At 68.6% G+C, this 21,599-nt stretch carries 24 protein-coding genes and 1 pseudogene; 15 read left to right on the top strand and 10 right to left on the bottom strand.

Annotated elements, in window-relative coordinates; all coding sequences use genetic code 11:
* From rplR to sppA, 6 genes are all read left to right on the top strand, one after another.
* Nucleotides 1-414 carry a 50S ribosomal protein L18 gene (gene rplR, locus ACZY1G_RS10315; protein WP_463814174.1) on the top strand — a complete coding sequence of 138 codons (414 nt, stop codon included), beginning with the start codon at nucleotides 1-3 and terminating at the stop codon, nucleotides 412-414.
* A 25-nt stretch (nucleotides 415-439) separates the two neighbouring features.
* Nucleotides 440-1,102 carry a 30S ribosomal protein S5 gene (rpsE, locus tag ACZY1G_RS10320; protein ID WP_048425044.1) on the top strand — a complete coding sequence of 221 codons (663 nt, stop codon included), beginning with the start codon at nucleotides 440-442 and terminating at the stop codon, nucleotides 1,100-1,102.
* Between the two features lie 4 nt (nucleotides 1,103-1,106).
* Complete coding sequence (gene rpmD / locus ACZY1G_RS10325) at nucleotides 1,107-1,286, top strand: 50S ribosomal protein L30 (RefSeq protein ID WP_046362692.1); 180 nt, start codon at nucleotides 1,107-1,109, stop codon at nucleotides 1,284-1,286.
* Nucleotides 1,287-1,289: 3 nt separating this feature from the next.
* Entirely contained in the window at nucleotides 1,290-1,733 is a 444-nt protein-coding gene (gene rplO, locus ACZY1G_RS10330; protein ID WP_463822327.1) for a 50S ribosomal protein L15, read from the top strand.
* Nucleotides 1,734-1,865: 132 nt separating this feature from the next.
* A complete protein-coding gene (locus ACZY1G_RS10335; protein ID WP_463814175.1) occupies nucleotides 1,866-2,207 on the top strand; it encodes a DUF732 domain-containing protein in 342 nt (113 codons plus the stop codon).
* Between the two features lie 32 nt (nucleotides 2,208-2,239).
* Entirely contained in the window at nucleotides 2,240-4,009 is a 1,770-nt protein-coding gene (sppA, locus tag ACZY1G_RS10340; protein ID WP_463822328.1) for a signal peptide peptidase SppA, read from the top strand.
* On the opposite strand, the gene ACZY1G_RS10345 is transcribed toward sppA, so the two are convergent.
* From ACZY1G_RS10345 to ACZY1G_RS10355, 3 genes and pseudogenes are all read right to left on the bottom strand, one after another.
* Nucleotides 3,975-4,928, bottom strand: coding sequence for a class I SAM-dependent methyltransferase (locus tag ACZY1G_RS10345; RefSeq protein ID WP_463822329.1), 954 nt, complete (start codon nucleotides 4,926-4,928; stop codon nucleotides 3,975-3,977). The two genes, sppA and ACZY1G_RS10345, sit on opposite strands and share 35 nt — an antisense overlap.
* Before the next feature lie 68 nt (nucleotides 4,929-4,996).
* Nucleotides 4,997-5,848 (bottom strand): annotated as a pseudogene (locus ACZY1G_RS10350) (class I SAM-dependent methyltransferase); the annotation flags it as partial.
* A gap of 10 nt (nucleotides 5,849-5,858) precedes the next feature.
* Nucleotides 5,859-6,779, bottom strand: a complete 921-nt coding sequence (locus ACZY1G_RS10355; RefSeq protein ID WP_463822330.1) for an SAM-dependent methyltransferase — start codon at nucleotides 6,777-6,779, stop codon at nucleotides 5,859-5,861.
* 317 nt (nucleotides 6,780-7,096) lie between these two features.
* Between ACZY1G_RS10355 and secY the strand changes: the two genes are divergently transcribed.
* The 6 genes from secY to ACZY1G_RS10385 all read left to right on the top strand — a co-directional run bounded on the left by secY (nucleotide 7,097) and on the right by ACZY1G_RS10385 (nucleotide 11,587).
* Nucleotides 7,097-8,434 carry a preprotein translocase subunit SecY gene (gene secY, locus ACZY1G_RS10360; RefSeq protein ID WP_463814179.1) on the top strand — a complete coding sequence of 446 codons (1,338 nt, stop codon included), beginning with the start codon at nucleotides 7,097-7,099 and terminating at the stop codon, nucleotides 8,432-8,434.
* 15 nt (nucleotides 8,435-8,449) lie between these two features.
* Nucleotides 8,450-8,995, top strand: a complete 546-nt coding sequence (locus ACZY1G_RS10365) for an adenylate kinase (protein ID WP_463814180.1) — start codon at nucleotides 8,450-8,452, stop codon at nucleotides 8,993-8,995.
* A 2-nt stretch (nucleotides 8,996-8,997) separates the two neighbouring features.
* A complete protein-coding gene (gene map / locus ACZY1G_RS10370; protein WP_463814181.1) occupies nucleotides 8,998-9,795 on the top strand; it encodes a type I methionyl aminopeptidase in 798 nt (265 codons plus the stop codon).
* A gap of 61 nt (nucleotides 9,796-9,856) precedes the next feature.
* Nucleotides 9,857-10,372 carry a sigma-70 family RNA polymerase sigma factor gene (locus tag ACZY1G_RS10375; protein ID WP_463814182.1) on the top strand — a complete coding sequence of 172 codons (516 nt, stop codon included), beginning with the start codon at nucleotides 9,857-9,859 and terminating at the stop codon, nucleotides 10,370-10,372.
* Nucleotides 10,369-11,082 carry a zf-HC2 domain-containing protein gene (locus tag ACZY1G_RS10380; protein WP_463814183.1) on the top strand — a complete coding sequence of 238 codons (714 nt, stop codon included), beginning with the start codon at nucleotides 10,369-10,371 and terminating at the stop codon, nucleotides 11,080-11,082. The genes ACZY1G_RS10375 and ACZY1G_RS10380 overlap by 4 nt, the downstream gene beginning before the upstream one ends.
* Before the next feature lie 16 nt (nucleotides 11,083-11,098).
* Nucleotides 11,099-11,587 (top strand): MarR family transcriptional regulator, encoded by a 489-nt coding sequence (locus tag ACZY1G_RS10385; RefSeq protein ID WP_463814184.1) that lies wholly within the window; start codon nucleotides 11,099-11,101, stop codon nucleotides 11,585-11,587.
* Here the strand turns inward: ACZY1G_RS10385 and ACZY1G_RS10390 are convergent.
* Nucleotides 11,584-12,792, bottom strand: a complete 1,209-nt coding sequence (locus tag ACZY1G_RS10390) for a GAF domain-containing sensor histidine kinase (protein WP_463814185.1) — start codon at nucleotides 12,790-12,792, stop codon at nucleotides 11,584-11,586. The genes ACZY1G_RS10385 and ACZY1G_RS10390 overlap by 4 nt on opposite strands.
* Nucleotides 12,789-13,463 carry a response regulator gene (locus tag ACZY1G_RS10395; RefSeq protein ID WP_463814186.1) on the bottom strand — a complete coding sequence of 225 codons (675 nt, stop codon included), beginning with the start codon at nucleotides 13,461-13,463 and terminating at the stop codon, nucleotides 12,789-12,791. The genes ACZY1G_RS10390 and ACZY1G_RS10395 overlap by 4 nt, the downstream gene beginning before the upstream one ends.
* A gap of 93 nt (nucleotides 13,464-13,556) precedes the next feature.
* Here ACZY1G_RS10395 and ACZY1G_RS10400 point away from each other — a divergent pair, with 93 nt between their 5' ends.
* Both ACZY1G_RS10400 and ACZY1G_RS10405 read left to right on the top strand, forming a co-directional pair.
* Nucleotides 13,557-14,309 carry an HAD family hydrolase gene (locus ACZY1G_RS10400; protein WP_463814187.1) on the top strand — a complete coding sequence of 251 codons (753 nt, stop codon included), beginning with the start codon at nucleotides 13,557-13,559 and terminating at the stop codon, nucleotides 14,307-14,309.
* A 36-nt stretch (nucleotides 14,310-14,345) separates the two neighbouring features.
* Nucleotides 14,346-14,903 (top strand): TetR/AcrR family transcriptional regulator, encoded by a 558-nt coding sequence (locus tag ACZY1G_RS10405; protein WP_463814188.1) that lies wholly within the window; start codon nucleotides 14,346-14,348, stop codon nucleotides 14,901-14,903.
* Here ACZY1G_RS10405 and mmsB read toward each other — a convergent pair.
* From mmsB to ACZY1G_RS10420, 3 genes are read right to left on the bottom strand one after another with little or no spacing between them, the layout of a single operon-like run.
* Nucleotides 14,900-15,772, bottom strand: a complete 873-nt coding sequence (mmsB, locus tag ACZY1G_RS10410; protein WP_463822331.1) for a 3-hydroxyisobutyrate dehydrogenase — start codon at nucleotides 15,770-15,772, stop codon at nucleotides 14,900-14,902. The two genes, ACZY1G_RS10405 and mmsB, sit on opposite strands and share 4 nt — an antisense overlap.
* A 13-nt stretch (nucleotides 15,773-15,785) precedes the next feature.
* A complete protein-coding gene (locus ACZY1G_RS10415) occupies nucleotides 15,786-16,943 on the bottom strand; it encodes an acyl-CoA dehydrogenase family protein (RefSeq protein ID WP_463814190.1) in 1,158 nt (385 codons plus the stop codon).
* A 4-nt stretch (nucleotides 16,944-16,947) separates the two neighbouring features.
* Nucleotides 16,948-18,468: a CoA-acylating methylmalonate-semialdehyde dehydrogenase gene (locus ACZY1G_RS10420; protein ID WP_463822332.1), complete on the bottom strand. Its 1,521-nt coding sequence runs from the start codon at nucleotides 18,466-18,468 to the stop codon at nucleotides 16,948-16,950.
* Between the two features lie 101 nt (nucleotides 18,469-18,569).
* On the opposite strand from ACZY1G_RS10420, the gene ACZY1G_RS10425 reads away from it, so the two are divergent.
* Nucleotides 18,570-19,928 carry an HNH endonuclease signature motif containing protein gene (locus ACZY1G_RS10425; RefSeq protein WP_463814192.1) on the top strand — a complete coding sequence of 453 codons (1,359 nt, stop codon included), beginning with the start codon at nucleotides 18,570-18,572 and terminating at the stop codon, nucleotides 19,926-19,928.
* Here the strand turns inward: ACZY1G_RS10425 and ACZY1G_RS10430 are convergent.
* Nucleotides 19,925-20,533, bottom strand: a complete 609-nt coding sequence (locus tag ACZY1G_RS10430; protein WP_463814193.1) for a dTDP-4-dehydrorhamnose 3,5-epimerase family protein — start codon at nucleotides 20,531-20,533, stop codon at nucleotides 19,925-19,927. The genes ACZY1G_RS10425 and ACZY1G_RS10430 overlap by 4 nt on opposite strands.
* Nucleotides 20,530-21,525: a dTDP-glucose 4,6-dehydratase gene (gene rfbB, locus ACZY1G_RS10435; RefSeq protein WP_463814194.1), complete on the bottom strand. Its 996-nt coding sequence runs from the start codon at nucleotides 21,523-21,525 to the stop codon at nucleotides 20,530-20,532. Before rfbB ends, ACZY1G_RS10430 begins: the two co-directional genes overlap by 4 nt.
* Between the last annotated feature and the right edge of the window lie 74 nt (nucleotides 21,526-21,599).

Genomic DNA, 21,599 nt, shown 5'->3' on the forward strand with positions numbered 1-21,599 from the left:
ATGGCTACCAACACCAAAACCCCAGCAGCGACCGGGCACACCCCGGTCGGCAAGAACGTGTCCCAGGTTCGCCGTACGGCGCGCACGCGCCGGCATGCGCGGCTGCGCAAGAAGGTCGCCGGCACCGCCGAGCGGCCGCGCCTCGTGGTCAACCGCTCGTCGCGGCACATCCACGTGCAGCTGGTCGACGACGCCCAGGGCGTCACGCTGGCGGCGGCCTCCTCCATCGAGGCCGACGTGCGTGCGCTCGAGGGTGACAAGAAGGCCGCCAGCACGCGGGTGGGTCAGCTGATCGCCGAGCGCGCCAAGGCCGCCGGCATCGATCAGGTCGTGTTCGACCGCGGTGGCAACACCTACGGCGGACGTATCGCGGCACTGGCCGACGCGGCGCGCGAAGGCGGGTTGAAGTTCTGATGACGTACAACGAGAGGACTGCATGATGGCCGAGCAGGCTGGCGCCGGTTCGGCGCAGGACAATCGCGGCGGTGGCCGTGACGGTGGCCGGGGCCGCCGCGATGATCGCGGTGGCCGGGGCGGACGCGACGACCGCGAGAAGAGCCAGTACCTGGAGCGCGTCGTCGCGATCAACCGCGTCTCGAAGGTCGTCAAGGGTGGTCGCCGGTTCAGCTTCACCGCGCTGGTGATCGTCGGCGACGGCAAGGGCATGGTGGGTGTCGGCTACGGCAAGGCCAAAGAGGTGCCCGCCGCGATCGCCAAGGGTGTCGAGGAAGCACGCAAGAACTTCTTCCGCGTCCCGCTGATCGGCGGCACCGTGACCCATCCCGTGCAGGGTGAGGCCGCGGCCGGCGTCGTGATGCTGCGCCCGGCCAGCCCCGGTACCGGCGTCATCGCCGGTGGTGCGTGCCGCGCGGTGCTGGAATGCGCCGGCGTGCACGACGTGCTGGCCAAGTCGCTGGGCAGCGACAATGCGATCAACGTGGTGCACGCGACCGTCGCCGCGCTGAAGCTGTTGCAGCGCCCCGAAGAGGTTGCGGCTCGCCGCGGCCTCCCGATCGAAGATGTGGCACCCGCCGGCATGCTCCGGGCTCGTCGTGAGGCCGAGGCTGCAGCCGCAGGCGCCGCGCGTGAGGGAACGGCTTAGGAACATGGCAGAACTCAAGATCACCCAGGTGCGCAGCACCATCGGTTCCCGCTGGAAGCAGCGGGAAACCCTGCGGACCCTCGGGTTGCGCAAGATCCGCCAGTCCGTCGTGCGCGAGGACAACGCGCAGACACGCGGACTGATCAAGACCGTGCACCACCTCGTCACGGTGGAGGAGGTTTAACCCATGGCTCCGATCAAACTGCACGACCTGCGGCCGGCTCCCGGGGAGAAGACGCCGAAGACCCGCGTGGGTCGTGGTGAAGGCTCCAAGGGCAAGACCGCGGGCCGCGGCACCAAGGGCACCGGCGCTCGCAAGAACGTCCCGGTGGGCTTCGAGGGCGGCCAGATGCCGATCCACATGCGCCTGCCCAAGCTCAAGGGCTTCCGCAACCGCTTCCGTACCGAGTACGGCGTGGTCAACGTCGGCGACATCGCCAAGGCGTTCCCCGAGGGCGGCACCATCGGTGTCGACGAGCTGGTGGCCAAGGGCCTGGTCCGCAAGAACGTTCCGGTGAAGGTCCTCGGCGACGGCAAGCTGTCGGCCAAGGTCGACGTCACCGCTCACAAGTTCAGCGGCAGCGCCCGCGAGGCGATCACCGCCGCCGGCGGCAGCGCGACCGAACTGTAAGGCGATACACAGCCAAGGACCCCCGCTCCGGCGGGGGTTTTTGGTTGGTGGACGGTAACGTCGAGCCGTCCGGAGACGACAGAGTTGTCGACCGGGGAGACGTTTGACACGGGGACGAAGGAGCAGCTTGCAATGATCAACCGGCGCGCAGTTGCGGCGTTCGTCGCCGCCGGGATCGCCCTCGGTATGGCGGCACCCGCGCAGGCGCAGACCACCGACGAGGCGTTCACCGCCGCGGTGACCAAGCTGGGCATCCCGTTCGCGCCGAACACCGATCTGCCCGCGGTGGGCAAGCAGGTGTGCGAGCTACTGACCTCTTCCCTGGCCGCCAACAGCGTCAATCCGGTGCCCGCGGTGCGCGGGGTCGTCAGTCAACTGTCCAGCCGGGGCCTCGATCGCGGCCAGGCCGGGAGCCTGCTGAAATTGTCGGTGCAGGCGTACTGCCCGCAGCAAGCCCGCTTCGTCGGGCGCTGAGCGTCGCTCCGGGCGTCGGTACGCTCGGAGCCATGGTTTCTGTGCTTTCAGGTGTTCCCGGGTTCGACGACGTCCGCGAGTTGGTTCGTAAGGTCGACACCGCCCGCCATCAAGGAGTGCCCGACGGCGCCATCCTGGAGATCGACCTGCAGCAGGCGCCGGCGGAGACCGCCGGTTTCGACCCCATCGCGGCGGTCTCGGGCATTTTCGGCTCCAGTCGACCACTGCTTCTGCGCGAGACCGTCGCCGCGATCCACCGCGCCGCCGAGGATCCCCGCGTTTCCGGACTGATCGCGCGCGTCCAGATCGACGCCGCCCCACCGGGACCCGTGCAGGAGCTTCGTGCCGCGATCGCGGCGTTCACCGAGCACAAGCCGTCGCTGGCGTGGGCGGAGACCTACCCGGGCACGCTGTCGTACTACCTCGCATCGGCATTCGGCGAGGTGTGGATGCAGCCGTCGGGAACCGTCGGGCTGGTCGGTTTCGCGACCAGCGCACTGTTCCTCCGGGACGCACTCGACAAGCTCGGCGTCGAGGCGCAGTTCACCGCCCGCGGCGAATACAAGTCCGCGGCAAACCTCTTCACCCAGGACGGGTACACCGAGGCGCACCGCGAGGCCGACACTGCGTTGGTCAACAGCTTGCGCGCGCAGGTGTGGGAGGCCGTGGCCGCGTCGCGGGGCATCGAGGTCGGGGACCTGGACGGCCTGGCCGACCGGGCGCCGCTGCTGCGCGACGACGCCGTGACCGCGAAGCTGGTGGACCGCATCGGGTTCCGCGACGAGGCGTACACCCGCATCGCCGAGATGGCCGGTGCGCCGGCCGAGGACAGCGAGGCCGCGCCGCGGCTGTTCCTGTCCCGCTACGCACGCACCAACCGGCCCTCGATGCCGACCCCGCCGCTGCCGGGCCGGGGCCGGCGCGGGATCGCCGTGGTGACACTGGCCGGACCGATCGTCAGCGGCAAGGGGCGTCCGGTCTCGCCGCTGGGCGGCGCGAGCGCCGGCGGGGACACCATCGCCGCCGCGCTGCGACAGGCCGGCGCCGACGACGACGTCGCGGCGGTCGTGCTGCGCGTCGACAGCCCCGGGGGCTCGGTCACCGGGTCGGAGACCATCTGGCGCGAAGTGGTGCGCCTGCGCGAGAGCGGCAAACCGGTGGTGGCCTCGATGGGCGCGGTGGCCGCCTCGGGTGGTTACTACGTGTCGATGGCAGCCGACGCGATCGTCGCCAACGCCGCGACGATCACCGGCTCGATCGGCGTCGTCACCGGCAAGCTGGTGGCACGCGATCTGAAGGACCGGCTCGGCGTGGGTTCGGGCACGGTGCGCACCAACGCCAACGCCGACGCGTGGTCGGTCAACGCGCCGTTCACCGACGAGCAGAAGGCCCAGGTGGAAGCCGAGGCCGACCTGTTCTACACCGACTTCGTGCACCGCGTGGCCGACGGCCGCGGCATGACCCCGGAAGCGGTGGACGACGTGGCCCGCGGCCGGGTGTGGACGGGCGCCGACGCGCTCGAGCGTGGTCTCGTCGACGAGCTCGGCGGTCTGCGCACGGCGATCACCAGGGCCAAAGCCCTGGCAGGTATCGCCGAGGGCACCAAGGTCGACATTCTGCAGCTGCCCGGCTCGTCGCTGCGAGACATGTTGCGGCCCAAGGCATCATCGCAACCCGCAGCGGCGTCGCTGTCGGAACTGTTCAGCGTGGTGGCGGTGCGTTCGCTGACCGAGGTGGTCGAGCAGTCTCAGCGGTCGCTGACCGGCGTCAACGTGCTGTGGCTGGGGGCGTCACGGTACTGAGCCCGGCGTGCAATTCGGCACTGATGTAGATGATCTCGCCCAACGGGTCGACGGCGTCGCCATCTGGGGGCTGCGGCCTGCCGTAGCGAGTGAACAACTCTTCGCGCGCTGCCGCGGTGACGTGCCAGCCTGCCGACTGCAGGTAGTCGGGGACCGGGGTCCGCGGCCCGGTGTAGACCAGCGAGGGCATGTCGACGTCGAGACCGTGCTCGCGTAGCGGTGCCGTCGCAGTGCGTGCTTTCTCTTCGTCGAGGTCGACGATGCCGGGCACGTACTCGGTGGTGATCGTGCTGCCCGGTGCCGAGAGCGCGGTGATGCGATCGAACAGCTGATCCTGCGCCTGCGGCGGCAGATAGATCAGCAGACCTTCGGCCACCCATGCCGTGCGGGCGCCTGCATCGAAACCGTTGTCGCGCAAGACCTTCGGCCAATCCTCACGCAGGTCGACGGCGATCGCGCGCCTCTCCGTCGTGGGTTGGGCGCCGAGTGCGGCCAGTGTCGAGGACTTGAACGCGATCACCTCGGGTTGGTCGAGTTCGAACACGGTGGTCTCGTCGGGCCAGGCGAGCCGGTAGGCGCGGGCGTCGAGACCAGACGCCAGGATCACCACCTGGCGGATGCCGGCGGCCGTCGCCGCCAGGATGCAGTCGTCGAAAAAGCGGGTGCGGACCGCCATCCCGTCGATCATCGCCTCGGCCCGCGCCGGGGACAGCGCGCTCAGGGCTGCCGTGTCCAGCGTGCCGTCGACCATCGCGGTGAAGAAGTCGACGCCGACCGCGCGCACCAGGGGAGCGGCGAACGGGTCGTCGATGAGGGCCTCGGGCGCGGCGGTGGCCATCGCCCGTCCGGCGGCGACGAGTGTCGCCGTCGTCCCGACGCTGGAGGCGAGATCCCAGGAGTCTCCGTCGGTGCGGCTCACGCTTTCACCGCCGTGAGCGCCAGCGAGTTCTTCAACGTGTCGAGGAACTCTCCGCTGCCGAACGTCCGCCCGTAGGAGGCGAACACCTCGGGGCGCGACCGCGTGCTGACCTCCCACCCCAGTCCCGCAAGGTAGTCGGCCGGGGGAGTCCGCTCACCGGGGTAGAAGAGCTCTCCGAGATCGGGGATGTTGCCGTCCTTGTCGTGTGCTTTCCACTGCTCCCGCAGCGCGCGGGAACGTTCCCCGAGGGATGCGCCGGCGTCGGGGTGGTATTCGGTGGCCAGCCGGCTGCCGGGCGCCGACAGTTCGGTGATGGCGTCGAAGAGCCGGTCCTGCGCGTCCGGGGGCAGGTACACGAGCAGGCCTTCGGCGGTCCACGCAGTCGGTGCGGTCGGGTCGAAGCCGTGCTCGCGCAGCGCGGCGGGCCAGTCGTCGCGCAGGTCGACGGCCACCGCGCGCCGGTCCGCGGACGGACGGGCCCCGATCGCGGCCAGCGTGGCGTCCTTGAAATCCAGCACCTGCGGCTGGTCGATCTCGAACACGACGGTGCCGTCGGGCCAGTCCAGCCGGTAGGCGCGCGCATCCAGGCCGGAAGCCAGGATCACCGCCTGGCGCACTCCCGCGGCCGTCGCGCCGGCGAAGAAGTCGTCGAAGAACTTCGTGCGTACGGCCATCACGTCGGTCATCACCCGCGCGACCCCGGATTGGTCGCCGTCCTCCAACGACACTTCACCGTCGACGAGCTTGGTGAAGAAATCGACACCGACTGCCCGCACCAGCGGTGCGGCGAACGGGTCGTCGATCAGCGGATCGGGTTCCCGGCTGGCGACCGCGCGAGCGGCCGCGACCATGGTCGCGGTGGCGCCGACGCTCGACGCCAGATCCCACTGATCATTGTCGGTCCTCGCGCCGCTCGCCATGCGGGCTGCCCTACTTCTCGGCGCTGACGTAGGAGACGTCGCCGAAACCTTGGTCCGCGTCGATCGGGGCCAACCCGTACCGGCGGAGCAGGTCGTTGGCCGGCGTGCCCTGCGCAGTCCACCCGCGGCCGGTCAGGTACTCGGCGACATCGGCGCGCTCCCCGAAGAACACCAGATCGGAGAACTCGAGGTCGAAGCCGTGTTCGCGCCACTGGTCGGTAGAGGCCTGCATGCGCTCACGCGTCTCCTCCTGATCGGCCTGTTGTTGCGACGGCACCGCCTCGACCGCCACCCGGCTGCCCGGCGCGCTCAGCTCGCTGATCTGATCCAGCAGCCGGTCCTGCGCCTCGGGGGGCAGGTAACCCATCAGTCCCTCGGCGATCCACGCCGTGGGACGGCTTGCGTCGAAGCCCGCCTCGGCCAGCGCCCGCGGCCAGTCCTGACGCAGATCGATCGCGACGGCCCTCAGGTCGGCGGTGGGCTCCACGCCGAGACCGGCCAGCGTCTGCCGCTTGAACGCGATCACGTCGGGCTGGTCGATCTCGAAGACCACCATGTCGGCAGGCCAGTTCAGGCGGTACCCGCGGGCGTCGAGACCAGAGGCCAGGATGACGGCCTGGCGGACTCCGCCGGCCGCGGCCGCAGTGAAGAAGTCGTCGAAGAACTTGGTCCGGCCGGCCATCATGTCGGCGAAGTTGGTGACCCCGACAGGGTTCTCGCCGTCGACGTCGAGATCGTCTGCAGTCAGCTCGCCGGTGGCGAGTTTGGTGAAGAAGTCGACGCCCACGGCCCGCACCAGGGGCTCGGCGAACGGATCGTTGATCACGGGCTTGTCGGCTCGGCTGGCCACGGCCCGGGCGGCGGCGACCATCGTCGCAGTCGCTCCCACGCTGGATGCCAGATCCCAGGTGTCGTTGTCGGTGCGCGCCACGGCGGCCTCCTGTTGTTGTCGGGAACCAGGTCGTCCTGCGATGTCCGCAGAAATTAGCTAGTTCGGTTAACGAATATCTGTCGGCACTGTATTCCCTGAAACTGAGAGGTTCCGTCGAGTCTCGTGTCGTACAGCGAGGGGCCGTCAGATTCGGGGCAACCAAGATGCAACTGTTAGTCTCGTAGACTGTTCCAACGCGTGACCTGCGCAGGCCGTTTCGCCTGCCCGGGACCGTCGCGCACAAGACTTAACCGACGCTGGTCACGCCAGCCACATGAGCACGCCACGAACCACAGCTGGCCGTGCAGGAGGAAAGAGTGCTCTCGGCTTTCATCTCATCACTGCGGACAGCTGATCTGAGGCGAAAGATCCTGTTCACGCTGGGCGTCGTGATCCTCTATCGGGTGGGTGCCACGGTCCCGTCTCCCGGGGTGAACTACCCGAACGTGCAGCAGTGCATCGCGCAGGTCAGCGGCGGCGACTCCGCACAGATCTACTCCCTGATCAATCTGTTCTCCGGCGGCGCCCTGCTGCAGCTGTCGGTGTTCGCCGTCGGCGTCATGCCGTACATCACGGCGAGCATCATCGTGCAGCTGCTCGGTGTCGTGATCCCGCGCTTCGAACAGCTGCGCAAAGAAGGACAGGCCGGCCAGGCCAAACTCACGCAGTACACCCGCTACCTCGCGATCGCGCTGGCGATCCTGCAGTCCACCTCGATCGTCGCGCTGGCCGCCAACGGCGGGCTGCTGCAGGGCTGCACGCTCGACATCATCGTGGGCCAGAGCGAGGGCATGAACCTGTTCCGCCTGGTCATCATCGTGCTGGTGATGACGGCCGGTTCGGCACTGGTGATGTGGATGGGCGAGCTCGTCACCGAGCGTGGCGTCGGCAACGGCATGTCGCTGCTGATCTTCGCCGGTATCGCCGCCCGCATCCCCAGCGAGGGCAAGACCATCCTGGACAGCCGTGGCGGCATGGTGTTGACGCTGGTCGCCATCGCAGCGCTGATCATCATCGTCGGCGTCGTGTTCGTCGAGCAGGGCCAGCGCCGTATCCCGGTGCAGTACGCCAAGCGCATGGTCGGCCGCAAGATGTACGGCGGTACGTCGACCTACCTGCCGCTGAAGGTGAACCAGGCGGGCGTCATCCCGGTCATCTTCGCGTCGTCGCTGATCTACATCCCGCACCTGATCACGCAGCTGATCCAGAGCGCCAGCGACAACCCCGGTAACGGCTGGTGGCAGACGTTCGTCGCCGACTACCTGACCAATCCGGCGGACCCGGTCTACATCGCCCTGTACTTCGGCCTGATCGTGTTCTTCACCTACTTCTACGTCTCGGTCACGTTCAACCCCGACGAACGTGCCGACGAGATGAAGAAGTACGGCGGCTTCATCCCGGGCATCCGGCCGGGCAAGCCGACCGCGGACTACCTGCGGTTCGTGCTCTCCCGCATCACGCTGCCCGGCTCGATCTACCTGGGCGTCATCGCCGTGCTGCCGAACCTGTTCCTCGAGATCGGCAACACCGGGTCGGTACAGAACCTGCCGTTCGGCGGTACCGCCGTGCTGATCGCGATCGGCGTCGCCCTGGACACCATCAAGCAAATCGAAAGCCAGCTCATGCAGCGCAACTACGAGGGTTTTTTGAAGTGAGAGAGGGTTCCTAAGTTGAGAATCGTGTTGTTGGGACCGCCCGGCGCGGGCAAGGGAACCCAGGCCCAGAAGCTGGCCGACAAGCTCGGCGTGCCGCACGTCTCCACCGGCGACCTGTTCCGGTACAACATCAGCAACAACACCGAGCTCGGTGTGGAAGCCAAGAAGTACCTCGACGCCGGCGACCTCGTTCCGGCCTCGCTGACCAACGCGCTGGTCGACGACCGGCTCGACGACGAGGACGCCCAGGCCGGCTTCATCCTCGACGGCTACCCGCGCTCGGTGGAGCAGGCCGAGGCGCTGGACGAGATGCTCGCCAAGCGCAACCTCTCGCTCGACGCCGTCCTGGAGTTCAGGGTGCCCGAGGAAGAGCTGGTCTCGCGCCTGCAGGGTCGTGGCCGCGCCGATGACACCGAAGACGTGATCCGCAACCGTTTCAAGGTGTATCGGGACGAGACGGCCCCGCTGCTCGACCACTACAGCGACTCGTTGACCACCGTCGACGCGGTCGGCGACCTCGACGAGGTGTTCGCCCGCGCGCTGAAGGCGCTCGGCCACTAGACATGGTGTCCCTACCCGGGCTGCGCAGCCGCAAAGTCGTTCCCCAGCGGACCGCCGGGGAACTCGACGCGATGGCCGCTGCCGGCGCGCTGGTGGCGGCGGCACTGCGTGCGGTTCGCGAGGCGGCCGCACCCGGGGTGTCGACGCTGGACCTGGACCGTGTCGCCGAAGCGGTGATCCGCGACGGTGGCGGGGTCCCGTCCTTCCTCGGCTATCACGGGTTCCCGGCCACGATCTGCTCGTCGGTCAACGACCGCGTCGTGCACGGCATCCCGTCGGCGACGGAGACGCTGGCCGCCGGTGACCTGGTCTCGATCGACTGCGGCGCGATCCTCGACGGCTGGCACGGCGACTCCGCGTTCACCTTCGGTATCGGCGACCTCATCGAGGCCGACGCCAACCTCTCGGCTGCGACCCGCGAGTCGATGGAGGCCGGAATCGCCGCGATGGTGCCCGGGAACCGGCTCACGGACGTCTCCCATGCGATCGAAGCAGGTACCCGGGCCGCCGAGAAGCGCTACGACCGGCGCTTCGGCATCGTCGCCGGTTACGGCGGCCACGGCATCGGCCGCGAGATGCACATGGACCCGTTCCTGCCCAATGAGGGCGCTCCCGGGCGGGGGCCCCACCTGGCGCCTGGCTCGGTGCTAGCGATCGAACCGATGCTGACGCTGGGAACGACCGAGACGCGAACCCTCGCCGACGACTGGACTGTGGTCACCACAGACGGCTCCCGGGCCGCACACTGGGAGCACACCGTTGCGGTCACCGACGACGGGCCGAGAATTCTCACTCTCTGATTTTCTTCTCGGGGGTTGAACCGGGCCGGCGCCGACACCGTGTAGTACACGGAGGTTGGGAATGGACGATCCGGAGGCCGCCATGATGCGCGTGCTCTACGACGAACACGGTGCTGCGCTGTGGCGCTATGCGCTGCGACTGACCGGTGACCGGGCCCGGGCCGAGGACGTGGTCCAGGAGACGCTGCTGAAGGCGTGGCGACACCCCTCGGTCACCGCCGACGCTGAGCGCTCCGCGCGGGCCTGGCTGTTCACCGTGGCCCGCAACATGATCATCGACGAGCGGCGCAGCGCGCGGTTCCGCAACGAGGCGAACGAACCGGTGCCCGACGACGTCGCAGACCGCGCGTCGTCCGACGCGGTGGACACCGCACTGAACCGCATCCTGCTCGGCACCGCACTGGCCCAGCTGACCGACGAACATCGCGCCGTCGTCCGGCGTGCCTACTACCAGGGCTGGACGACCGCGCAGATCGCCGCCGACCTCGGTATCGCCGAAGGCACGGTGAAATCCCGGCTGCACTACGCCATGCGGGCCCTGAGATTGGGACTCCAGGAGATGGGAGTGACCCGATGACCATCAACGATCGCGACGACCGGTACGTGACCTGGGACGCCGCCTATGTGCTGGGCTCACTCAGCAGCGACGAGCGCCTCGAGTACGAGGCCCACCTCGCCCGCTGCGCCGAGTGCCGCGGCGCCGTGGCCGAACTGTCCGGCATGCCGGGCCTGCTCGGCCTGCTCACCGCCGACGACGTCGCAGCACTCGAAGAGGAGCAGCCGGATCCGCCGCTGCGACCCGAGGTGCTCGACTCCGTGCTGGCCAAGGTGCGGTGGCGCCGGCGCCGCAGCCGGTGGGTCACCTCGGCTGTCGTCGGATTGGCCGCCGCCGTGCTGGCGGTGGGCATCCTGCTGGTGGCCCGGCCCGCGATCGTCGGGCTCGACACCACCCCCGACACCCAGAACACCGCGCAGATGGTCGACATGGTCAAGATGGCTCCGACGCCGATCAACGCCAGCATCGCGCTGACCGACTTCGGCTGGGGCACCCGCATCGACATGTCGTGCTCCTACGGCGAGTGGGGTGACGGTTCCGCGCCGCCCAAGGATCTCGGCATGGTCGTCATCGCCCGCGACGGCACCCGGTCGCAGATCGCGACGTGGCTGGGGATTCCCGGCGCCACCGCGCTGCCGAGCGGGACGACGCCGATGCAGCGCGACGACATCGCCGCTGTGCAGATGGTGTCGATGAACGACGGAAAGGTGCTGCTGGAGAAGCAGCTGTGATGCGGTAAGAAGAGGCGTGCCCCGTGACCCGATCGCTGCCGCCCGCGCCAACTGGGAGGCCTCGGGGTGGGGCGAGGTGGCCGACGGCATGGTCGCGGTGACGTCGGTGATGCGTGCTCACCAGATCCTGCTGGCCCGGGTCGAGGCCGCGCTACGGCCCTACGACCTGAGCTTCTCGCGGTTCGAGCTACTGCGGCTGCTGGCGTTCAGCCGGACCGGGGCGCTGCCGATCACCAAGGCCTCCGACCGGCTGCAGGTGCACGTCACCAGCGTCACGCACGCGATCCGCCGCCTGGAGGCGGACGGTCTGGTGGAGCGCATCCCGCACCCCACCGACGGGCGCACGACGCTGGTGCGGCTCACCGATCTCGGCCGCTCCACGGTCGAGGACGCCACGGTCACGCTGAACACCGAGGTGTTCGCCGATCTCGGCATCACCGGTGAGCAGTCGCGGGCCCTGGCGTCGGCGATCGAGACGCTGCGCCGTGCCGCGGGAGACTTCTAACGGCTGGGGAGGGGGATCGTCGCCGTGACCGTGGTGCCCGCGCCGGGGCGGGACCGGATGTTGAGCCGGCCGCCGACGATCTCGGCGCGTTCGGCCATCGACAGCAGACCGTAACCGCCCATCTCGTCGCTGCCGAGCGGGCGTTCCAGGGTGTCGAACCCGACGCCGTCGTCGGCGATCTCGAGCCGCGCCGTCTGGTCGTCGACGCCGAACGTCAGCCGCGCCACCGTCGCCCGCGCGTGTTTGACGACGTTCTGCAGGCACTCCTGGGCGATCCGGTACAGCGCGAGCTCGATGTGGTCGGGCAGCCGGGTGTCGGCGAGATCGGTGTTGATTTTGACGTCGACCCCGACCTGCGGGATGGATCGGGCCAGGCTGGCCAGCCCGCCGGACAGTCCCAGGTCGTCGAGCACCGGCGGACGCAGACCGCTGATCGCGGCGCGGGCCTCCTGCAGCGTGAGGTCCGCCAGCTCGCGGGCGCGGTCCAGCTGCTCGGTCAGCGCGTCGCGGTCGTCGGGGGAGCGCGCGGCCTGCGCGGCTGCGTCCAGCCGGTAGGACAGCGTCACCAGCCGCTGCGAGATGCCGTCGTGGATGTCGCCGGCCAGCCGGCGTCGCTCGATCTCCTGGGCCTCGATGACCTGCTCGACGAAGTTCTCGTGGGCGCGTTCGCGGGCCACCAGCTGGCGGTGCAACCGGGCCTGGTGCATGGCTCCGGCGATGAGCCGGCCGATCACCAGCAGCAGCTCGACGTCGCGGTCCCCGAAGTCACGCTCGGCCACGGTGTGCACGTTCAGCACGCCGACCAGCCCGCCGGGAGTGGACTCCATCGGCACCGACACCATCGAGGTGAAGTCGCGCCCGCGCAGCGACTCGAAAGGCAGGTAGCGGGGGTCGGACTCCTTGTCCCGCCGGATCACCACCGGTTCCAGATGGCTGGCCACCCAGCCCGAGATACCTTGTCCCAGCGGCAGTCTGATCTTGCCGACCTCTGCGTCGAACGGCGGGGTGGCGCCGGCCAGCGTCAACGACCGCTCGGTGTCGTCGAGGACGTGCACGAAGCAGACGTCGCTGTCGGTGGCCGCGGTGATCATCCGGGCTGCCGCGGCTGCCAGCGGTTCCACACCGGGCCCGCGCGACGCCGCCTGGATCAGTTCCCGCAGCAGCGCGAGCTCCCGGTCGGCGGTCAGGACCGGCCGGGCGCTCACTGGTAGATGCCTTCGCGCAGAGCGGTGGCGACCGCACCGGTGCGGTCGCTGACCCCGAGCTTGCGGTACAGCGAGCTCAGGTGGGTCTTGACGGTCTCGTCGCCGATCACCAGCTTGGCCGCGATGGCCCGGTTGGACAGGCCGTTGACCACCAGCGCCAGGATCTCGCTCTCGCGCTGGGTGAGGCCTTGGCGCGCGCCCGGCCAGAACTCGTCGCGTTGCAGGCGGGCAGCGGTGTCCACCGCGCGGGCCGCCATCACCGGATCGATCGCCGTCGCCCCCGTGTGGACGAACTCCAGTTGGCGCACCAGCTCCTCGCTGCTGATGCTCTTGAGCAGGTAGCCGGCCGCCCCGACGCGCAACGCCTGGAAGAGGTACTGCTCGTCGTCGTAGACCGAGAGCATCACCACACGCCTGCCCTGGTCGCACTCGCGCAGCCGCTGGCACAGATCCAGCCCGCTGGAACCCTGCATCCGCACGTCGCACAGCACGATGTCGGGGTCGAGGTCGGCGACCACGTCCATGGCCTTCTCCGCCCCGACCGCCTGCCCCACCACGATGACCCTGCTGGCGAACGCCGCGAGCATCGCCTTGAGGCCCTCGATCACCATCTCGTGGTCGTCGACCAGCACGATTCGCACCGGTTCGCTGTGCTCCGGCGGGCTGGGCATGGCCCTCACCTTAGAGGCGGAATCCCGGAATCCCCGCTCAATCCCCCTAATGGGGGAGGCGGCCGCAATGTGACCTGGGCCACCATTGCGGGCATGGAGACCTCACACCAGAAAGCATGGCGAGCCGGTCGGTTCTGGTGGGACTCGGCCGGTCCTGACAGCAGCTTGCCGCCGTCTCTGCAGGCGGTGGTCTTCGACCTCGACGCGATCGCCGACATCGAGTGCGCCGGGCATCGCCTCGCGTTCAACGCGGCGTTCGCCGAGCTCGGACTCGGCATCGTCTGGTCCGAGGCGCGCTACCGGCAGCTGCTGGCGCTCAGCGACGAACGCCGACGGGTGGCCGCCGAACTCCGCAAGCGCGGCGTCAGCTCCGAATGCGATGTGCTCGCCGAACTGCTGGTCGACGACATCTGCGCGCGCAAGAACCGGATACTCGCTACGACGATCCTCGACGCGGACATCACCGCGCGCGCCGGCCTGGTGGACCTCATCACCGAGGCCTACGCCGCCGGCATCAGCGTCGCCGTGGTCAGCTCCGGGGCTCACTCCTGGGTGGCGCCGCTGGTCCGCCAGCTCGTCGGAGATGGCGTGGTGGCCGCGATCGTCACCGCCGAGGACGCGCCCGGCGCGGACCTGTTCCGGGCGGCGCTGGCGGAGCTGGGTGTCTCGGCCCGATGTTGTCTGGCGTTCGCGGGGTCGCCGGCGAGCCTCAGGTCCGCGACGGGCACCGGGATGGCGACTATCCCCGTCAGCTCCGAGGGTGCGGGCGCCCTGCACCGGGTCGCCGAGTGCCGGCAAGCCCACGGCTCCTGGCGCGACACCCATCCCACGCCGACCGCCGCCTAGCGTCGCGGGGAGACGCCGGGATCTATCCTGGCGCGGATGAGCACGACCCGATCCCGTAACGCGTCGAAGACGCGCGCGGAGATCCTGGCCGCGGCCCGTGCGCGGTTCGGTTCCGAGGGATATCAGGCCACCACGATGCGCGCGGTGGCCGCCGACGTCGGCGTCGACCCGGCATTGATCAACCGGTACTTCGGCAGCAAGCAGGAGTTGTTCGCCGAGGCTGCCGATTTCACGCTCGATCTGCCCGATCTCACGGCCGTGGCACCCGACGAGATCGCCGATGTCCTATTGTCCCGGTTCTTCACGATCTGGGAGCACGACAGCACCTTCCTCGCGCTCCTGAGGGCGGCGATGACGAGTGAGTCCGCCGTCGACGCGATGCGGCGGGTGTTCGCCACGCAGGTCGGCCCGGCGCTGGCGGCGATCGCCCCCGACCATCCCGCCCAGCGGGCCGGCATGATGGGTGCGTTCGTCATCGGCTTGGCTACCACCCGCTACGTGATGGCCAACCCCGCGGTCGCGGACATGAGCCGCGACGAGCTGATTCGCTTCGCCCGCCCGGTGATTCGGCAGATCCTGCTGGGGCCTGTCTAGCCGCGCAGCAACTCGATCACAGCGCTGAAGTCCTTGTCGGCGTGGGCCTCGTTGAACTGTGCGTAGATCTCGGCGGCGTGGGTGCCCAGCGGCGCCTGCGACCCCGTCGACTCCACCGCCGCCATCGCCATACCGAGGTCCTTGTTCATCAGCGCGGTCGCGAACCCGGGCGTGAAGTCGTTGTTGGCCGGTGACGTCGGAACAGGCCCGGGCACAGGGCAATTCGTGTGCACCGCCCAGCAGTTTCCGGTCGCGCCGGTGATCACGTCGAACAGTGACTGCGCGGGCAGGCCGAGCTTCTCGGCGAGCACGAACGCCTCGCCGATCGCGATCTGCTGCACGGCGAGCACCATGTTGTTGCACAGTTTGGCGGCCTGGCCCGCGCCCGAGTCGCCGCAGTGGATGATCTTGCCCGCCATCGGTTCCAGCACCGGTCGGGCCCGCTCGACGGCCTCGACCTCACCGCCGAGCATGAACGCGAGCGTGCCCGCGGTCGCGCCCTTGATACCGCCCGAGACGGGTGCGTCGATCTGCGCGAGGCCGCGCTCGGTGGCCCTGGTGTGAAGAGCGCGGGCGTCGTCGACAGAGATCGTCGACGTGTCGATGAGCAGCGCTCCACTGGTCGCGGCGGGCAGCACCTCGTCGTAGACAGCTCTGACGATGTCGCCATTGGGCAGAGACGTGATCACCACCTCGGCTCCATTGACCGCTTCTGCGCCGCTGTGGAACACCGCCGCGCCCTTTTCCTCGGCGGCGTCACGCAGGCCGACCACCGGGTCGAAGCCGCGCACGGTGTGCCCGGCGGCCACCAGGTTCGCAGCCATCGGCCCGCCCATGTGACCCAGTCCCAGGAACGCGATCGTCGTCATGACAGCTCTCTCCTCACGAGGCGCGGGCCCGCGCGGCAGCTGCCCGCCCGACCACCACGCGCATAATTTCGTTGGTGCCTTCCAGGATGCGATGCACCCGCAGATCGCGGACGATCTTCTCCAAGCCGTACTCGCGCAGATAGCCGTACCCGCCGTGTAGTTGCAGCGCCTGGTCGGCGACGTCGAAGCAGGCGTCGGTGACGTACCGCTTGGCCATCGCGCACAGCTCCACCCGGTCGGGGTGGTCCTCGTCGAGCGCAGTTGCCGCTCGCCACAGCATCATTCGCGACGTCTCGAGCGCGGTCGCCATGTCGGCCAACGTGAACCGGATCGTGGGCTCGTCGATCAGCGCCCCGCCGAAGGCCTGCCGGTCGGTGAGATAGGCGGTCGCCTTGTCATACGCCGCCTGAGCGCCGCCCAGCGAGCAGGCCGCGATGTTGATGCGGCCGCCGTTGAGCCCCTTCATCGCGATGCCGAAGCCGGTGCCCTCCTCGCCGCCGAGCAGCGCGTCGGCGGGAACCCGAGCGCCGTCGAGGACGACCTGTCGGGTGGGTTGGGCGTTCCATCCCATCTTCTGTTCGTCGGCGCCGAAACTCAGCCCGGCGGTGTCCTTCTCGACGATGAACGCGGAGATGCCCTTCGGGCCATCGGCACCGGTGCGCGCCATCACGACGTAGACGTCGGACTCACCCGCGCCGGAGATGAACTGTTTGACGCCGTCGAGCACCCACCCGTCACCGTCGCGAACCGCCTTGGTGCGCAGGGCGCCTGCGTCGGAGCCCGCGCCCGGTTCGGTCAGGCAGTAGCTGGCGATCGCGTCCATCGAGGCCAGCCGTGGCACCCATGCCTTGCGCTGTTCATCGGTGCCGAAGGTGTCGATCATCCACGCGCACATGTTGTGGATCGACAGGAACGCGGCGACGGTCGGGTCGGCGGTCGCGAGCTGCTCGAAGATCCGTACGGCGTCGATGCGCCGCAACCCGCTGCCGCCGACGTCTTCATGGCAGTAGATCGCGGCCATGCCGAGATCGGCTGCCTCCCGCAGCACGTCGGTGGGGAAGTGGTGCGTCTCGTCCCACTCCAAAGCGTAGGGCGCCATGCGTTTTTCGGCGAACGCCGCAGCCGTCTCGGCGATCACGCGGTCGTCATCGCCGAGGCTGAAGAAGTCCACGTCGCTACTTCATGGTCGGGATGACGAATTCGGCGCCGTCTTTGATGCCCGAGGGCCAGCGCTCGGTGACGGTTTTGACCTTGGTGTAGAACTGGATCGAGGCGGGGCCGTGCTGGTTGAGGTCGCCGAAGCCGGAGCGCTTCCAGCCGCCGAAGGTGTGGTAGGCCACCGGAACCGGGATGGGCACGTTGACCCCGACCATGCCGACCTGCACGCGGGAGACGAAGTCGCGGGCGGCGTCGCCGTCGCGGGTGAAGATCGCCACGCCGTTGCCGTACTCGTGGGTGCTCGGAAGGCTCAGTGCCTCTTCGTAATCGTGGGCGCGCACGATGCACAGCACGGGGCCGAAGATCTCGTCGGTGTAGATGCTCATGTCGGTGGTGACGTGGTCGAACAGCGTGGGGCCGATGAAGTAGCCGCCTTCGAGGCTGTGGTCGTCGAAGGACAGTTCGTCGGTGGCGCGTTCGCGGCCGTCGACCACCAGGTCGGCGCCGGCCTCCACACCCGCGGCGATGTAGCTCTTCACCCGCTCGAGGGCGGCGGCGGTGACCAGCGGGCCGTAGTCGGCTTTCGGGTCGAGGCTGTGCCCGACGCGCAGCTGGTTGACTCTTTCCACGAGCCGGTTACGCAGCCGGTTCGCGGTCTCTTCGCCGACCGGGACGGCGACGCTGATCGCCATGCACCGCTCCCCGGCGCTGCCGTATCCGGCGCCGATGAGTGCGTCGACGGCCTGGTCGAGATCGGCGTCGGGCATCACGATCATGTGGTTCTTGGCGCCGCCGAAGCACTGGGAACGTTTCCCGGTGGCGGCGGCGGTGGAGTAGATGTACTGCGCGATGTCGGAGGACCCGACGAAGCCGACGGCGGCGATGTCGGGGTGGTGCAGGATCGCGTCGACGGCTTCCTTGTCGCCCTGGACGACCTGGAACACCCCGGCGGGCAGACCGGCCTCGAGGAACAGTTCGGCCAGCCGCACCGGGACTGAGGGGTCGCGCTCGGAGGGTTTGAGGATGAACGCGTTTCCGCATGCCAGGGCGGGACCGGCTTTCCACAGCGGGATCATCGCGGGGAAGTTGAACGGGGTGATGCCGGCGACGACGCCCAGGGGTTGGCGGATGGAGTAGACGTCGATGCCGCCGCCGGCGCCTTCGGTGAACTCACCTTTGAGTAGATGGGGGATGCCGATGGCGAACTCGATGACCTCGATGCCGCGCTGGATGTCGCCTTTGGAGTCCGCGACGGTCTTGCCGTGCTCGATGGACAGCAGTTCGGCGAGTTCGTCGGTGTGGGCGTTGACCAGCTCGATGAACTTCATCATCACCCGCGCTCGGCGTTGCGGGTTCCACGCCGCCCATTCCTTCTGCGCTTCGACTGCCGAGGCGACCGCGGTGTCGACATCAGCTGTGGAGGCGAGTAGCACCTGGGCTTGGACCTCGCCGGTGCTCGGGTTCATCACATCCGCGGTCCGTGTGGACGCGAGTTCGCTGCGCTTACCGTCGATGAAATGGGGGATACGCGTGATCATGAGGAGCCTTCCGCCTGGTCGATACTTGGATATCCTAGTAATGCTGGGCGGGGGTGACAAGGGTCCTGTTGTTGTCGGTGGTTCGAACTAGTGTTCGATATATGGATGTGGTTGCCGACGCGATAGGGGTGATGCGGGCTCAGTTGGCGATCCTGCGCGACGCCTCTGACGTGTTGTCGCATCGCGAGTTGGTGGCGTTGATGGCCGAGGTGACGACGCTGGTTCGCAGCGTGCCGGTCTTGGAGCATCACATCCTGGCGCGGTTTACGGCAGAGACGGAGCCGCGGCGGCTCGGGGAGGCGTCGTGGAAGAAGGTGCTGACCACTGCACTGCGAGTGTCGGAGACGGACGCGAAACGCCGCCTGGCCGAGGCGGCCGCGTTGGGTCCGCGGCAGGCCCTGACAGGGGAGGCGTTGCCACCGGTATGGGAGGCCACCGCTAGTGCGCAGGCTGCGGGCGCTCTGGATGCCGACCACGTCGCCGTCATCGCGAAATTCCACGAAAAGTTGCCGGTGTGGGTGGATGTCGACACCCGCGCCGCCGCCGACCGCCAGTTGGCGGAGTTGGGTGCGGGACTCACCCCGGAGGATCTGAAGAAGGCGGCGGATCGGTTGGCGGCGATGATCGACCAAGACGGCCCCGAACCCACCGACGCCGACCGCGCCCGCCGGCGCGGCATCCAGCTCGGTGCCCAGCAGGCCGACGGAATGAGCCGACTATCTGGGTGGCTCACCCCCGAAGCCCGCGCCCACTACGAAGCCATCCAAGCCAAACTGGCGGCGCCGGGGATGTGCAACCCCGACGACGAAACCCCCTGCGTCGAGGGCGAACCCGATGAGGAGCAAGCCCGCACTGACTCCAGGAGCGCGGCGCAGCGCAACCACGATGCATGGCTGGCGGTCGGACGGATGGCACTGTCCTCCGGAGACCTCGGTTCGCACAACGGGTTACCGGTCACCGTCATCGTCTCGACCACGCTGCAAGAACTGGAGAAGGGTGCGGGGGTGGCGGTCACCGGCGGCGGGTCGCTGTTGCCGATGGCCGATCTGATCCGCATGGCCTCCCACGCCCACCACTATTTGGCGGTGTTCGATCAGCACACCAACCAGCCGCTGTATCTGGGGCGTACCAAGAGATTGGCGAGTCCGGCGCAGCGGATCATGCTGCACTCCGCGGCCCGCGGCTGCACCCGACCCGGCTGCAGCGCGCCCGGCTACTGGACCCAGGTTCACCACGTCGAGGGCTGGAAAAGCGGCGGCGCCACCGACATCACCAACCTCACCTTGGCGTGTGGACCTGATAATCGAATGGTCGAGCAGACCGGCTGGACCACCCGCATCAACCAGCGGGGCCAGGTCGAATGGCTCCCCCCACCCGACCTCGACACCGGCCAACGACGCACGAACGGCTATCACCATCCCGAACGCCACCTCCTGCCCGAAGACGACCAGGGGCCTTAGCCGCGCTGGGTTTCGGCGAACGCCAGGCACTCCTCCCAGGTGGGAAGCAGGCCGCGATCACGCATGTCGCCAAGGCTCGGTGCCGCGCGGTCCCGGTCGGACAGGTTCAGCTCGGCCGCGGGAAGCCAGGCAGCCCAGTCGATGCCGATCTCCGGATCCAGCGGATCGATGGTGTGCTCGCGGGTGGGATCGTAGCCGGCCGAGCACAGGTAGGTGACGATCGAGTTGTCCTGCAGCGCAAGGAAAGCGTGGCCCAGCCCCTCGGACAGGTACACAGCCCGATGGGTTTCGTCGTCGAGCGTCACCGCATCCCAGGTGCCATAGGTCGGCGAACCGACCCTGATGTCGACGACGGCATCGACGACGGCGCCGCGCATGCAGGTCACGTACTTGGCCTGGCTCGGTGGCAACTGTGCGAAGTGCACGCCGCGCAGCACCCCGGCCGAAGACACCGAGCAGTTCGCCTGCCGCAGATCGAGCGAGTGCCCCGTCATCGCAGTGAAGGACGTGTCCGTGAACCACTCGAAGAACGCGCCCCTCGAGTCACCGTGCACGGTCGGCGTCAGCTCCCACGCGCCGGGAACCGCGAGCTCGCGAACCTTCATCCTTCGCGCACCAAATAGCGCGCTTCGACGGCGTCCTTCAGCGGCGCCCACCAGGATTCGTTGTCGCGGTACCACGCGATCGTCTCGCGCAGCCCCTCCTCGAAGTCGGTGTGCCGTGGCGCCCAATTCAGTTCGTCGCGCAGCGGTCCCGGATCGATGGCGTACCGGAGATCGTGTCCCGCACGGTCGACGACGTGGTCGAAATCGTCGGGGGAGCGGTCCATCAACAGCAGGATCGTGCGCAGCACCGTGAGGTTGTCACGCTCGCCGTTCGCCCCGATCAGATAGGTGCGGCCGATGTCCCCGTCGGTCAGGATGCGCCACACCGCGCTGTTGTGGTCCTCGACGTGAATCCAGTCCCGCACATTGGCCCCGGCGCCGTACAGTCGCGGCCGCCGCCCGGTGAGGATGTTGGTGATCTGGCGTGGAATGAACTTCTCCACGTGCTGGTACGGGCCGTAGTTGTTCGAGCAGTTCGACAGTGTCGCGGCCACGTTGTACGACCGCACCCAGGCGCGCACCAGCATGTCCGAGGCGGCCTTGGTCGACGAGTACGGGCTCGACGGGTTGTACGGCGTGTCCTCGGTGAACCGCACCGGATCACCCAACGGCAGGTCGCCGTACACCTCGTCGGTCGAGATGTGGTGCAGCCGAACATCATTGGCGCGCACCGCTTCGAGCACCGTGAAGGTCCCCAGCACGTTGGTGTGCACGAACGGCGTCGGATCGGCCAGCGCGTTGTCGACGTGGGTTTCGGCGGCGAAGTGCACCACCGCATCGGACTCGGCCACCAGCCGGCCGACCAGGTCGGCATCGGTGATGTCGCCCTCGACCAGGCGGATGTCGCCGGCCACCGGGTCGAGTGACTCGCGGCTGCCCGCGTAGGTGAAGGCGTCGAGCACGGTGACGCTCACGTCGTCGCGCTCACGCACGGTGGCGTGGACGAAGTTTGCGCCGATGAAGCCGGCTCCCCCGGTGACCAGCAATCGCATAGTTGCCGACTCTATCCGCCGTAATGGATCTTGACCTGCCGGCTGGTGTGCTTCCCTGATGCGCAGGACGAAGG

This window comes from Mycobacterium sp. IDUB_5 (genome assembly GCF_055419565.1).